The following is a 13,363-nucleotide window of genomic DNA, read 5'->3' as shown; positions in this document are numbered from 1 at the left end:
CCCGGACGTACCCGGAGCCGCACATGGACACCAGCCCGAGCAGAAGATCCGTCCTCTCCCTGGCCACCACCGCGGGCCTCACCGCCACCCTCGCCTCCCTGCCCGCCTTCACCGCCTCCGCCGCACCCGCCCGCCCAGCCGAAGGCCCGCTGCCCGCCGGCTCCACCCGGCACCGGCTGTGGTGGCGGGCCCCCGGCGACGAGGGCTCGCTCATCGAACAGGGCCTGCCCGTCGGCAACGGCCGCATCGGCGCCCTCGTGAGCAACGACCCCGGCCGCGAACTGCTGCTCATCAGCGACGCCACCATGTGGACCGGCGGCCTCAACGACACCCTGGACCAGGACGGCCAGTTCCCCTACGGCCGCTCCGACTTCGGCTCCTTCACACTGCTCGCCAGGCTCACCGTCGACCTCCCCGACCACGACCTCGGCGCCGTCCACGGCTACCGCCGCACCCTCGACCTCGCCCGGGGCCTGGTCACCAGCTCCTACGTCCGCTCCGGCGTCACCTACCGGCGCGAGATGTACGCCAGCCACCCCGACGACGTCATCGTCCTGCACTTCACCCAGAGCGGCGGCGGCCGCTACACCGGCACCCTCACCCTGACCGGCACCCACGGCGAGAGCCCCACCGCAGCCGAGTCCTTCGGCGCGACCCTCCCCAACGGCCTGCGCTACGGCGCCGCCGTCACGGCCCGCGGCAACGGCGGCAAGGTCACCGTCCACGGCACCCGCATCGACTTCTCCGGCTGCGAGGACCTCACCGTGATCGTCGGTGCCGGCACCAACTACGCGCCCGACGCCGCGGCCGGCTTCCGCGACCCCTCCCTCGACCCCGAGCGACTGTCCCGTACGAAGGTCCGCGCCGCCGCCGCGGAATCGGCCGACGCCCTGCGGCGCACCCACATCGCCGACTACCGCACCCTGTACGGGCGACTCGACCTCTCCCTCGGCACGTCCACCGACGCACAGCGCGCACTGGACACCTGGGAGCGCCTGCACGCCCGCAGCCGCGATCCGGAACCCGACCCCGAACTGGAGGCGGCATACCTCCAGTTCGGCCGCTACCTGATGATCTGCGGCTCGCGCGACAGCCTGCCGGTGGCCCTCCAGGGCCTGTGGCTGGACGGCAACGACCCGGACTGGATGGGCGACTACCACACCGACGTCAACATCCAGATGAACTACTGGATGGCCGACCGCACCGGACTGTCCCCGTGCTTCGACGCCTTCGCGGACTACTGCCTCGCCCAGCTCCCGTCCTGGACCGACGTCACCCGCCGCCTGTTCAACGACCCGCGCAACCGCTTCCGCAACTCCTCCGGCAGGAACGCCGGCTGGGCCGTCGCCTTCTCCACCAACCCCCACGGCGGAAGCGGCTGGTGGTGGCATCCGGCGGGCAACGCCTGGCTGTGCACCACCCTGTGGGAGCACTACGAGTACACGGGGTCGCGCGCATACCTGAGCAAGATCTACCCGCTGCTCAAAGGCGCCTGCGAGTTCTGGGAGGCGCGGCTGCTCACCATCACCCTCCCCGGCACCTCGAAGGAGGTGCTCGTCGACGACAGCGACTGGTCTCCGGAACACGGCCCACAGGACGCCAAAGGCATCACCTATGCTCAGGAAGTCGTGTGGACACTGTTCGGGAACTACTGCACCGCGGCCGCCGAGCTGCGCACCGACACCGCCTACGCGGACACGATCGCGGCACTGCGCAGAAAGCTGTACCTGCCGCAGGTCAGCCCCACGACCGGCTGGCTGCAGGAGTGGATGTCGCCGGACAACCTGGGGGAGACCACGCACCGCCACCTGTCCCCGCTGATCAACCTGTTCCCCGGCGACCGCATCCGCCCCGACGGCTCCACCCCGGCCGACATCGTGGCCGGCGCCACCGCCCTGCTCACCGCCCGCGGCATGGAGAACTTCGGCTGGGCCAACGCCTGGCGCGGCCTGTGCTGGGCCCGCCTGAAGGACGCGGACCACGCCTACCGGCTCATCGTCGACAACCTCCGCCCCTCGACCGACGGCAGCAACGGCACGGCACCCAACCTCTTCGACATCTACGAGGCGGAACGCGGCCGGGGCATCTTCCAGATCGACGCCAACTTCGGCACCCCGGCGGCGATGGTGGAGATGCTGCTGTACTCCCGGCCCGGACACATCGAACTCCTCCCCGCCCTCCCCGACGCCTGGGCCACCACCGGCTTCGTCCGGGGCGTGCCCGCACGGGGCGGCTTCGAGGCCGACCTGCGCTGGCGCGACGGCAAGCCGACCGAGGCCCGGATCCACAGCGTCGGCGGCCGCACCACGACGGTCGCGTACGGCGAGGGGTCCCGCACGGTCACGTTGCGGCCCGGCGCCTCCGTCACGCTGAGGGACTTCCCCCGGTGAGGGCCGCCGCGCTTCCCTCCGCCGCCCTCCTGCTGACGGTCGTCGCCTGCCAGTCCGCGCCCGCCGAGGCCACCGGCGACGCCGGCGGCGTCGTCACCTGGGCGGCCAGTGCCGACCGCATGACCGACGGCGTCGCGGGCCGCAGCTACCGGCTCGTCGTACACACCAGCGTCGGCGGCACCGGCGTCCGGATCCGTCTGTCCAACGCCTTCGGAGACCGGCCGCTGACCTTCGACAGCGTCTACGCGGGCATCCAGAAGCAGGGCGCCGAACTGCGACCGGGCAGCAACCGGCGGCTGGCGTTCGACGGAAAGCCCTCGGTCACCGTGCCGGCGGGCCACACCGTGTGGAGCGACCCGCTGCCCGGCAGGCTGCCCGCGACCGCCAACCTCGTCGTCAGCCTGCACAGCCCGGACGCGGGCGGCCCGGCGAGCGGCCACTGGATGGCCATGCAGACGTCGTACGCCACCCAGGGCGACCACACCGCCGAGGAGAGCGGCACCGCCTGGACCATCCCGACCGGCTCCTGGTTCTACCTCGACGCCGTCGCCGTGCACGCCGCCAAGGGCACCGGAGCGGTGGTCGCCCTCGGCGACTCCATCACCGACGGCTGGCAGTCCACCTCCGACCTGAACCGCCGCTGGCCCGACTATCTGGCCCGCCGTCTGCAGAAGACCGACACCGCCGTGAAGGGCGTGGCCAACGAGGGGATCTCGGGGAACAAGGTCCTCGCCGACGGCCCCGGCCAGAGTGCCCTGAACCGGCTGGAGCGCGATGTGCTGTCCCAGCCGGGCGTGCGGACCGTGTTCCTCTTCCAGGGCGTGAACGACATCAAGGCCCACACCGGCGTCACCGCCGACGACCTGATCGAGGGCTACCGCGAGATCATCGACCGGGCGCACGCGGCCGGCAAGTGCGTCGTCGGCGCGACCGTCGGCCCCTTCAAGGGCTGGCACGAATGGGACCCGGCCGGCGAGGCGGTACGCCAGGAGGTCAACGAGTTCATCCGCACCGGCGGCGAGTTCGACGCCGTCACCGACTTCGACCGCGTTCTGCGCAGCCCCTACGACAGGGCGAGAATGCTTCCCGCCCTCGACGGCGGCGACCACATACACCCCAACGACAAGGGCATGCAGGCGATGGCCGACGCCGTCGACCTGACTGCCCTCGACTGCGAGACCACGGGGTGACAGGGCGTCAGCCCACCGTCTCCTCGCGGCTGATCAGTCCCTCCCGATACGCGATCGCCACCGCCTCCGTACGGCTCGCCGCGCCCAGCTTGGCGAGGATGTTGGAGACATGGACGCTCGCCGTCTTGCCGCTGATGTACAGCTCCTCGCCGATCTGCCGGTTGCTGCGGCCGAGTGCGAGGAGCCGCAGGACGTCCTGCTCACGGGCCGTCAGCGGGGAGGACCGGTCGGCGGTGCTCCCGCCGAGCCGGCCCCGGCGGATCAGGGCGTCCACCCGCTCCAGCAGCGGCGTGGCACCCAGCCGGGCCGCGGTCTCCCGGGCGGCCCGGGCCTCGCCGGCCGCGGCCTCCCGGTCGCCCGCCGCCAGCAGCGCCTCGGCGTGCCGCAGCCGGCACCGGGCCCGCTCGTAGTCGTCGCCGTAGTCGAACGCGGCCACCGCCTTCGCCCACGCGGGCGCGTCCGGCCCGGCGACGGCCCGCGTCCACTCCGCCTCCGCGCGGGCCAGCCACGCCATGCCCTCCGGGCCCTGCGAGGTGCCGTTCGCCCCGCGCGCGGCCGTGGCCCGCGCCCGCTCCACCAGCTCGGTCGCCGTGTCCGACCAGCCGCGCGCCCCCGCCTCGTCACCGGCCAGGCGCAGCTCGGCGACCCGGTCGGCGACCGCGGACAGGGCGAGGGCGGCGAGCCGCACAGTGGCGTCCGGCGGCGTCCCCGCGTCGTCGGTGAGCGCCGCGACGGTGGACCGCATCCGCTCCACGGCCGCCTCCGCCTCCCCGCGCAGCGCGGCGGCGTCGGTGAGCGCGATGCCCGCGACCAGCGTGCCCATCCAGTCGAACGGCCCCTGAAGCAGGGCACGCGCCTGCTCGGCCGCCCGGAAGTCACCGCGCGCGAGCGCCACGTACAGGGCCGGACCGGCCGTGTAACCGCCCGCCGCGGGCAGCACCTCGGCGTCGGACGCCGCGGCGCTCAGGCACTCGTCCCAGCGGCCCAGCGTGTACAGCACCAGCTGCTGCAGATACCGCATCTCCAGCGGATACGGCGAGGACAGCAACCCCGCACGCCGGGCGCGCTCGAGCCCCTCCGCCAGCCAGGGCAGACACTCCTGGAGCTCACCGGACTCGAAGCAGCCGACGGCGAGGTTGAACAGGGCGCGCATCTCCACCGGCGCGTTGCCCGAACGCCGCGCCAGCTCCCGGGCCTCACGCAGCCGCTCCCGCCCCTGCGGCGTACGCCGGCCGCCGCCCTCGAGCGCGGCCAGCGAGATCAGCAGGTCCGCCCGGGCGTCCGTCGCCCGCAACTGCTCGGCGACGCGCAGGGCCTCACGGGCGACCCGCAGCGCGGTCTCGTTCTCCCCGACCTGACGTGCCGCGAGGACGTGTGTGGCCGCCGCCCACACCCAGGTCCGCGACGGGGGCTCGGCCGGGATCAGGGCGAGCGCCTCGCTGCTGTAGGCGTAGGCCGCCGTCAGACTGTCCACGTCGAGCAGATTGCCGGCCAGCGTGTAGCGGACCCGGGCGGCGAGCTCGGTGTCCGTGTCCCGGCCGACGCCGGCGAGCGCGGAGCGGGTGAGGGAGACCGCGCGGTGCGACTCGCCGGCGTGCGCGGCCGCCGCCGACGCGCGCAGCGTCAGCGTCACCCGGTCCTGGCCCTCGCCCGAGGGCCGCGCCGACCGCTCCACCGACGACCACAGGTCCAGGGCGGTCTCCAGATGCCGCAGCTCCTCGGCGGGGGCACCCAACCCGCGCGCATGTCCGGCGGCCTCCAGCGAGGCGGCCAGCGCCTCGGCCAGGTCATGGCTCTCGCGGTAGTGGTGGGCGCGCTCGGCCGCCGTCTCGTCCGGACGGCCACGCCCCGCCAGCAGCCGGGCGAACGTCCCGTGCAGCCGGGCCCGTTCACCGGGCAGCAGATCGGCGTAGACGGCCTCGCGGGCGAGCGCGTGCCGGAACGCGTACGTGTCGCCGTCGCCGGGCACGAGCAACTGCCGCCCGACGGCCTCGCGCAGCGCCGACTCCAGCTCCTCCTCCGGGATGCCCACGGCACCCCGCAGCAGCTCGTGCTCGACACGACGCCCGGCGACCGCGGCCGTGCGCAGCACCTGCTGCGCGGTGTCGGAGAGCTGCTCGAACCGGATCAGCAGAACGTCGGCCAGCCCGCTGGGCACCCCGCCGGCCTCCGTGTCCGTGGCCGCGACCAGCTCCTCGGCGTAGAAGGCGTTGCCCTCGGCCCGCTCGACGATCCGCCGGACCGTGCCGTCCGGCAGCGGCCGCTCCTGCACGGCCCGCACCAGCCTCGCCACCTCGGCATCGGCCAGGGGCCGCAGCTCCAGCCGCTCCACGGCGGGCAGCCGCACCAGCTCGGCGAGCAGCGGCCGCAGCGGATGACGCCGATGCAGATCGTCGGCGCGATACGACGCCAGCACGGCCAGTCGGCGCGCGGGCGCCCCCGCGGCCGTCCGCTGCAGGATCCCGCGGCTGAGCAGGAACCGCAGCAGATCCCGCGACGACTGGTCGGCCCAGTGCAGATCCTCCAGGACGAGCAGCACCGGCGCGATCTCGGAGAGGTCGGCCAGCAGCCCCGCGATGCCCTCGAACAACCGCAGCCGGTCGCTCACGGCATCCGTCCCGCCGCCCAGCAGCCGGCCGACGACGGGATGGGCCCCGAGCACCTCCGCGGACCGCCCGTCACCGGCGAGCACCCCGAGGACCTCGGTGAACGGCAGATACGGCAGCCCGACGTCGCCGAGGTCGACACAGTGCCCGGTCAGCACGGTCATCCCGGCCGCCGACGCCTTCCCGGCGACCTCGTCGAGCACCCGGGTCTTGCCGACCCCGGCGTCCCCGGCGATCAGAACCGCCCGGGCCTCCCCTTCCTGGGCGCGTTCCAGCACCCGGGAGAGCCGGGTGAACTCGGGATCCCGCCCGATGAGCGGTGTGGTGAAGGATGCCTGCGACACGGCAACATCCTGTCACTCACCCCTGACAGTGCCGGTGGTTTTCTCCGGGACGCGGGGATCTCAGGCGCGCAATGCCTTCGCCCAGTCGTCCGGCACCCGTCCCGCGGGCCCCGGCGCGGGCTGATCCGCCGGATGACTCGACGGTGCCGCCAACTCGGGCCCCGATTCGAACAACTCACTCGTGGCGTAGTTCCAGTACCAGGCCTCGCCCGGCTCGTAGCTCTGCACCAGCGGATGCCCCGTCTCCCGGAAGTGGGCGGTGGCGTGCTTCGCGGGCGAACTGTCGCAGCACCCCACATGACCGCACTGCGCACACCGCCGCAGATGGAACCACCACCCGCCGGCCTCGTCGCACTCCCGGCACCCGCTGCCACTCGGCGGCACGCCGGGATCGATGCCGTTGACGCTGGTCATGAAGCCTCCTCGGAGGTGAACGGAAGCAGCACCTGGAAGCGCGTGTCGCCCGGCTCGGACTCCACCTGGATCGTGCCGTGGTGCTTGTTGACCACGATCCGCCAGGAGATGTCGAGGCCTAGCCCGGTGCCCTCGCCCACGGGCTTGGTCGTGAAGAAGGGGTCGAAGATCCGCCCCCGGTCCGCCTCGGGGATGCCGATCCCGGTGTCGCGGAACTCCACCAGCAGCCGGTCGTGGTCCGGCGCCGTCCGCACGGTCAACGTCCCCTCTCCGCCCGCGCTGTTGATCGCGGAGACCGCGTTGTCGATCAGGTTCGTCCACACCTGGTTGAGCTCCGCCGGGTACGCCGGGATCTTCGGCAGCGTACGGTCGTACTCCTTGACGACCTCGATCTGCCGGCCGATCTTGCTCGAGAGCATCAGCAGGGTGCTGTCGAGGAGTTCGTGCACGTCGGCGTTCTGGAAGGGCGCGCGGTCGAGCTGGGAGTACTGCTTGGCGGCGTCCACGAGATGCGAGACGCGTGTGGTCGAGTCGTTGATCTCGTCCATCAACAGCTCGGTCTCGACGGTGTAGTTGAGCCACCCGATCGCGTTCGGCAGGATCTCCTCGTCCACCGCCGCCGCGACCTGGTCCAGCCAGTCCGCGTCGAGGCCGGCCTGCACGAAGGTGGGCGCGATCCGCCAGCCGTCCGGGATGCCGTGGTCGTCGAGCCAGTCGGTGACCGTGTCCTCCTGGTCGGAGGCCTCCAGCGGGCTCAGCGTCGGCGCCTTCGCGACCCGTTCGGCGGTGCGTTCCTGGATGTCGATGAGGTTGGCCATGACCTCGGGGGAGTACGAACCCTGGGCGATGACGGCCAGCTTGTGCCGCATCTTGCCCACCCGCTCGCGCAGCGTCGCGGTCGCCCGTACGGCCGCCGCGGCGGGGTTGTTGAGCTCGTGCGTCAGCCCGGCGGACAGCGAGCCCAGCGCCAGCAGCCGTTCGCGCTGGTTGATGGCCAACTGGGTGCTCTTCTGGCCGAAGAAGAGGCCCTCCAGCAGGTGCAGGGCCATCGGGAACCACTCCTGGATCACGGCCGCGAAGGTCGCGGCAGGCAGCACGAAGAACCGCGTCGGCTCCGTGACCCGCATCGAGCTGTTGTAGACCTGCGGCACCCGGTCCCCGAGATAGGCCTGCCAGGCCCCCGAGTACACCCCGCGCTGGGACGTCCGGTTGACCTCCACGTCGTCGCCGCCGACCCGCCGGGACAGCACGACGGTGCCCTCGATCATGACGTAGAAGCAGGTCGCGGGGTCGCCCTCGCTGTACACGGGCCCGGGCTCGAACATCTCCACCCGCCCCTCGCCGCACAACCGGCCGAGCTGCTCGGGGGTGAGCTTCTCGAACAGGAACAGCGAGCCGATCTCCCGCGCGTCGCACGGCATCGACTGCCCGCTCATGACTGCTCCAGATAGCGGTGCACCAGCATCACGGCCATGGCTCCCTCTCCGACGGCGGACGCGACACGCTTGGCGGACTCGGCGCGCGCGTCACCCGCCACGAACACGCCGGGCACATTGGTCTCCAGGTGGTACGGCGGCCGGTCCAGCTCCCAGCCGGCCGGCGGCCGCCCGTCGGCGGTCAGGTCAGGCCCGGCCAGGATGAACCCGCGCTCGTCCCGCAGCACCGTTTGGTCCAGCCAGTCGGTCAGCGGGGCGGCGCCGATGAACACGAACATCCACTGGGCGTCGACGAGTTCGGTCCGCCCGCTGTCCACGTCGCGCAGCGTGAGCTGCTCCAGGTGCCCGGAGCCGTGCGCGGACTCGACGACCGTCCGGGCGCGTACCGAGATGTTCGGCGCCTCGTCGATCTGCTGGACCAGATAGTGCGACATGGACGCCGACAGCGACTCGCCGCGCACCAGCAGCGTCACCGACTTGGCGCCCCGGGACAGATACATCGCCGCCTGCCCGGCGGAGTTGGCGCCGCCGACGATGTACACGTCCTGGCCCTGGCACGCGGGCGCCTCCGTGAGCGCCGACCCGTAGTACACGCCGCAGCCGGTCAGGTCGTCGCAGCCGGGCGCCGCCAGCTGCCGGTAGGACACGCCGGTCGCCAGGATCACACTGTGCGCGGCGACCGCCGAGCCGTCCGAGAACCGCACGATCCGGGCGGCGCCGCTGACCTCCAGCCCCGTCACCTCGCGCGCGGTGAGGATCTCGGCGTCGAACTTCGCCGCCTGCCGCCGGGCCCGGTCGGTGAGCTGGGCGCCCGACACGCCGTCCGGGAAGCCCAGGTAGTTCTCGATCCGGGAGCTCTGCCCGGCCTGCCCGCCGGTCGCCGACCGCTCCACCAGCACGGTCCGCAGCCCCTCCGACGCCCCGTACACGGCCGCGCCGAGTCCGGCGGGTCCGCCGCCGATGACGACGAGGTCGTAGAAGTCGGCCGTCGGCGTCGTGGCCAGCCCGACCTGGGCGGCCAGTTCGGGTGCCTCGGGCGCCACGAGCGGCGTCCCCTCCGGAGTGATCACCAGCGGCAGCCGCTGCCCGTCCTGCCCGGCGGCGGCGAGCAGCCGCTGCCCCTCGGGCTCCTCGGCCGAGTACCAGCGGTACGGCACCTGGTTGCGGGCCAGGAACTCCCGTACCTCCGAGGAGCGCGCCGACCAGCGGTGCCCGACCACCTTGGTGCTGGGCACCGGCCGGTAGTCGCTGCGCCGCCACGCCTCCAGCAGGTCGTCCAGGACCGGGTAGAGCTTCTCCTCGGGCGGGTCCCACGGCTTGAGGAGGTAGTGGTCGAGGTCGACGACGTTGATCGCGTCGATCGCCGCGTTCGTGTCCGCGTACGCGGTGAGCAGCACGCGCCGCGCCCCCGGGTACACGTCCAGGGCCTGTTCGAGGAACTCGATGCCGTTCATCTGCGGCATGCGGTAATCGGCCAGGATCACGGCCACCAGGTCGCCCCGCAGCTTCAGCTCCCGCAGCGCCTGAAGCGCCGACTCGCCGGACTCCGCGCGCACGATGCGGTGCGACGCGCCGTAGCGCCGCCGGAGATCGCGGGCGACCGCCCGGGAGACCCCCGGATCGTCGTCGACGGTCAGGATGACGGTCCGCGCTGCGTCGGCGGCCTGTGCCATACGTCTCCCACCCCGGGCTCCGAACCACGGCGCGGTGTCCTCGCGACCGCCGCGCCGACTCCGGTCCATCGTATGTTCGATCCACCCGCCTCGCGCGGGTATGCGCGAGGCGGCGGTTTTCAGCCGCGCCGCGCGCCGAGGGCGAGGAGGCGGGCGACCTCCGCGTCTCGGTCGTGGGGCCGGTAGTCGAGGTGGAGCCGCTCGAACTCGTCGGGCTCGTCGCACACCACGACCCAGCCCAGGACCTCGGCCCACCAGCGCCCGAGGGCCTCCGGATCGGCCGAGTCCACCATCACTTGCTCCCCTTCCCATGCCAGGCCCGCGGGGTAGTGAAGACTGGGGTCGAGGACATGACCATGATGCGAAGACATGATCATTTACATGAGGAGGCAGCCGGTATGACGCGCCCGATCACGGCAGGGGTGGACGGCTCGGAGGAGAGCGTCGCCGCGCTGGGCTGGGCCGCCCGGGAGGCGGTCCGCCGTGGGCTCGCCCTGCGGGTGGTGCACGCGTGGCGGTTCCAGCCGCACGAGGCGGTGGACGCGGGGTACGCCGAAGACGCCGACACCCAGGCCCGGTGGGTCCGCGAGGGGCTGGCGGAGGCCGCCCGCTCCGTCACCGAGCGGCATGCCGGGCTGGACGTCACCACCGACGTCCTCGACGGCGGGCCCGCCGACACACTGCTCGCCGCCGCGGCGGACGCCGAGATGCTGGTGCTGGGTTCGCGGGGCCAGGCCGCGGTCGTCGGGTTCCTGCTGGGCTCCGTCGGACAGCAGGTCATCGCCGGGGCTACGCGGCCCGTCGTCCTCGTCCGGGCCGGGGACCAGGCGTCCGCCGAGGCCGCCGGGCGCGAGATCGTGGTGGGCCAGCAGGGCGACCCGGACGACAGCGCCCCCGCCCTGCGGTTCGCGTTCGAGACGGCCGCGGCGCGTGGCGCGGCCGTACGCGCGGTGCGGGCCTGGACCCTGCCGCCGCTGTTCTCCTACAGCCCGGCCTCCATGAAGCTCCTCGACGATGCCGGAGGGCTGGAGCCGTACGAGAAGAAGTCCCTGGGCGAGGCGCTGCGGCCGTGGCGCGAGCGCTTCCCGGACGTGCATGTGGTCGAGCACGTCGAGATGGGCAGCGCCGGGCAGGTGCTGTTGTCGGTGGCCGGGCGGGCCCAGTTGATGGTCGTCGGGCGCCGCGCCCGCCGTACGGCCGTGGGCGCCCGCATCGGCTCGGTGGCGCACGGCGTGCTGCACCACGCGCCCTGCCCGGTGGCCGTGGTGCCGCACGACGAGTGAGTCAGTCGGACGTGGTCGGCTGCAGCGTCTCGCGGGCCTTGGGCAGGATGTTCTCGATGTAGTCCTCGACCACCGTGTCCAGGCCGATGTCGTGCTGCGCCCGCTCGGACAGGTACCAGCGGTGTTCGAGCAGCTCGTGGTAGATCTCGGCCGGGTCCATGGAGCCGCGCAGCTCGAGCGGTACGGCCCGCACGGTGGGGCGGAAGACATCGCGCACCCAGCGGTGGGCGAGCACCTCGGGACGGGCACCGAGGGGGTCGCCCGGGGCGTAGTCGTCCTGGGTGGCCATCCAGCTCTCCAGGTCGTTCAGCAGCCTGCGGGCCTGGTTCTCCTCGGTGTCCAGGCCCGTCAGGCGCAGCAGCTGGCGCTGGTGGTGGCCGGCGTCGACGACCTTGGGCACGAAGGTGACCGTGTCGCCGTTGGCGGCGTGCTCGATCTGCATCTCGGCCACGTCGAAACCGAGGTCGTTCAGGCGGCGTATCCGGCGCTCGATGTAGTGGTACTTGCCCGCCGGGTACACCGAGGTGCGGGTCAGCTCCTGCCACAGGCTCCGGTAGCGGGCGCAGATCTCCATGCCGAACTCGATCGGGTCGACGGAGGGGTGCAGCGCCCCGGACGCCTCCAGGTCCAGCAGCTCGCCGCTGATGTTGACCCGGGCGAGGTCCAGGTCGTAGTCGCGCTGGCCCTCGCTGAGCCGCGGATGCAGATCGCCGGTCTCGGCGTCCACCAGGTACGCGGCGTAGGCGCCCGCGTCGCGCCGGAACAGCGTGTTGGACAGCGAGCAGTCGCCCCAGGCGAAGCCGGCGAGGTGGAGACGGACCAGCAGCACGGCGAGCGCGTCCATGAGCCGGTGCATGGTCGCCGGGCGCATCGTCGTCTCGAACATCGAGCGGTACGGCTGCGAGCCGCCCAGGTGCCGGGTGACCAGCACCGACTCCAGCGGGCCGCCGGCCGTGTCGGTGCGGCCGGTGACCACGGCCAGCGGGTCGACCGCGGGGATGCCGAGCCGGTCCAGGTCGCGCAGCAGCTCGTACTCACGCAGGGCCGGGCGCTCGGCGAGCTCCTTGACGGCGATGACCTCGTCGCCGGCGCGGGCGTAGCGCACGACGTGGCGGGAGATGCCGCGGGGCAGCGGGACCAGCACCTCCTCCGGCCACTCCTCCAAGGGGAGCTGCCAGGGCAGTTCCAGCAGGAGCGCGGGGTGCTCCGGATTCGTCGCGCTGATCTGGAGTGCCATGGTCCGTTCGTCCTCGGCTCGCGGGGAATCGTCAGCTCACCCTAAAGGGCGCGCTCCCGGGCCTGAAGAGCGGCTTCGCGCACCGAGCCCCGGTGCAGCGGACCGTGCCCGGGCAGTAGCACCTCGCCCTTGAGGTCTTCGAGCACGGCCAGCGAGGCCACGGCCCGCGCCCGCTCGCGGTGGAACATGTCCGGCAGCAGCTGCGGCCCCTTGATCCGCGAGGTGGGGTGCCCGCTGACCAGGGAGTCGCCCGCGATCACCGCACCGGCGTCCGGCAGATGGTAGGCGCAGTGGCCGTCGGTGTGACCGGGCGTGTGCACCGGTACGGGGCGGCCGGGCAGGTCCAGCGGCCCCGGCGACGGGAACGCCTCGGGGGAGGTGACCGGGACGTGCGCGGTGCCGCCGGAGCGGATCGCGTGGATCGCCCAGGGCAGGACACCGGGCCGCCAGCCGTTGCGCAGGACCGTCCCGACATCGACCTGGTGCAGGAACTCGCGGCGGGCGTGCGGCACTTCGGCCTCGTGCAGGAATATCGGCGTGCCGTACGTGTCGCGCAGGTACTCGGCGTTGCCCAGGTGGTCGGTGTGCGCGTGCGTGATCAGTACGGCCCGCACCGCCTCCGGCGCACCGCCCACCTCCGCGAGCGAGGCGAGGAGCCGCGGCCGGTCCCCGGGGTAGCCGGTGTCGATCAGCGTGATCGCGTCCCCCTCGGTCAGGATCACCCAGTTGGTGTTGCTGCCGTGCACCAGACAGGTGCCGTCCGCGACTTGCTGCACATCTGCCCGCATGA

Annotated in this window: 9 protein-coding genes and 1 pseudogene; 3 read left to right on the top strand and 7 right to left on the bottom strand. The window is 72.9% G+C overall.

Going from position 1 to position 13,363, the window contains the following annotated elements:
• Positions 1 to 23: 23 nt before the first annotated feature.
• Positions 24 to 2,390 carry a glycosyl hydrolase family 95 catalytic domain-containing protein gene (locus tag IM697_RS25675; protein WP_194038464.1) on the top strand — a complete coding sequence of 789 codons (2,367 nt, stop codon included), beginning with the start codon at positions 24 to 26 and terminating at the stop codon, positions 2,388 to 2,390.
• Positions 2,387 to 3,580: an SGNH/GDSL hydrolase family protein gene (locus IM697_RS25670; RefSeq protein ID WP_407699550.1), complete on the top strand. Its 1,194-nt coding sequence runs from the start codon at positions 2,387 to 2,389 to the stop codon at positions 3,578 to 3,580. Before IM697_RS25675 ends, IM697_RS25670 begins: the two co-directional genes overlap by 4 nt.
• Positions 3,581 to 3,587: 7 nt before the next feature.
• Here IM697_RS25670 and IM697_RS25665 read toward each other — a convergent pair whose 3' ends face one another.
• The 5 genes and pseudogenes from IM697_RS25665 to IM697_RS25645 all read right to left on the bottom strand — a co-directional run.
• Positions 3,588 to 6,530, bottom strand: a complete 2,943-nt coding sequence (locus tag IM697_RS25665) for a helix-turn-helix transcriptional regulator (RefSeq protein WP_194038463.1) — start codon at positions 6,528 to 6,530, stop codon at positions 3,588 to 3,590.
• 60 nt (positions 6,531 to 6,590) lie between these two features.
• On the bottom strand, positions 6,591 to 6,944 hold the full coding sequence (locus IM697_RS25660; protein WP_194038462.1) for a UBP-type zinc finger domain-containing protein: 354 nt from the start codon (positions 6,942 to 6,944) through the stop codon (positions 6,591 to 6,593).
• Positions 6,941 to 8,380: an ATP-binding protein gene (locus IM697_RS25655; RefSeq protein WP_194038461.1), complete on the bottom strand. Its 1,440-nt coding sequence runs from the start codon at positions 8,378 to 8,380 to the stop codon at positions 6,941 to 6,943. Before IM697_RS25655 ends, IM697_RS25660 begins: the two co-directional genes overlap by 4 nt.
• Positions 8,377 to 10,053, bottom strand: coding sequence for an NAD(P)/FAD-dependent oxidoreductase (locus IM697_RS25650; protein ID WP_194038460.1), 1,677 nt, complete (start codon positions 10,051 to 10,053; stop codon positions 8,377 to 8,379). Before IM697_RS25650 ends, IM697_RS25655 begins: the two co-directional genes overlap by 4 nt.
• Positions 10,054 to 10,181: 128 nt before the next feature.
• Positions 10,182 to 10,346 (bottom strand): annotated as a pseudogene (locus IM697_RS25645) (VOC family protein); the annotation flags it as partial.
• 105 nt (positions 10,347 to 10,451) lie between these two features.
• Here IM697_RS25645 and IM697_RS25640 point away from each other — a divergent pair.
• The gene (locus tag IM697_RS25640) at positions 10,452 to 11,336 is read left to right on the top strand and encodes a universal stress protein (RefSeq protein ID WP_194038458.1); all 885 of its coding nucleotides are present in this window, start codon (positions 10,452 to 10,454) and stop codon (positions 11,334 to 11,336) included.
• 1 nt (position 11,337) lies between these two features.
• Here IM697_RS25640 and IM697_RS25635 read toward each other — a convergent pair whose 3' ends face one another.
• Together IM697_RS25635 and IM697_RS25630 are read right to left on the bottom strand one after the other, a co-directional pair.
• Positions 11,338 to 12,573 (bottom strand): DUF4032 domain-containing protein, encoded by a 1,236-nt coding sequence (locus IM697_RS25635; protein ID WP_194038457.1) that lies wholly within the window; start codon positions 12,571 to 12,573, stop codon positions 11,338 to 11,340.
• A 41-nt stretch (positions 12,574 to 12,614) separates the two neighbouring features.
• Complete coding sequence (locus IM697_RS25630) at positions 12,615 to 13,361, bottom strand: MBL fold metallo-hydrolase (protein ID WP_194038456.1); 747 nt, start codon at positions 13,359 to 13,361, stop codon at positions 12,615 to 12,617.
• Positions 13,362 to 13,363 lie beyond the last annotated feature (2 nt).

This window comes from Streptomyces ferrugineus, assembly GCF_015160855.1.
GTDB classification, from domain to species: Bacteria; Actinomycetota; Actinomycetes; order Streptomycetales; family Streptomycetaceae; genus Streptomyces; species Streptomyces ferrugineus.
This window is presented reverse-complemented; position numbering and strand designations above follow the sequence as displayed.

Excerpts from the sequence above, each read along its gene's own strand:
- IM697_RS25630 (WP_194038456.1), bottom strand. The coding sequence starts at position 13,361 with ATGCGGGCAGATGTGCAGCAAGTCGCGGACGGCACCTGTCTGGTGCAC.
- IM697_RS25660 (WP_194038462.1), bottom strand. The coding sequence starts at position 6,944 with ATGACCAGCGTCAACGGCATCGATCCCGGCGTGCCGCCGAGTGGCAGC.
- IM697_RS25675 (WP_194038464.1), top strand. The coding sequence starts at position 24 with ATGGACACCAGCCCGAGCAGAAGATCCGTCCTCTCCCTGGCCACCACC.
- IM697_RS25650 (WP_194038460.1), bottom strand. The coding sequence starts at position 10,053 with ATGGCACAGGCCGCCGACGCAGCGCGGACCGTCATCCTGACCGTCGAC.
- IM697_RS25655 (WP_194038461.1), bottom strand. The coding sequence starts at position 8,380 with ATGAGCGGGCAGTCGATGCCGTGCGACGCGCGGGAGATCGGCTCGCTG.
- IM697_RS25640 (WP_194038458.1), top strand. The coding sequence starts at position 10,452 with ATGACGCGCCCGATCACGGCAGGGGTGGACGGCTCGGAGGAGAGCGTC.
- IM697_RS25635 (WP_194038457.1), bottom strand. The coding sequence starts at position 12,573 with ATGGCACTCCAGATCAGCGCGACGAATCCGGAGCACCCCGCGCTCCTG.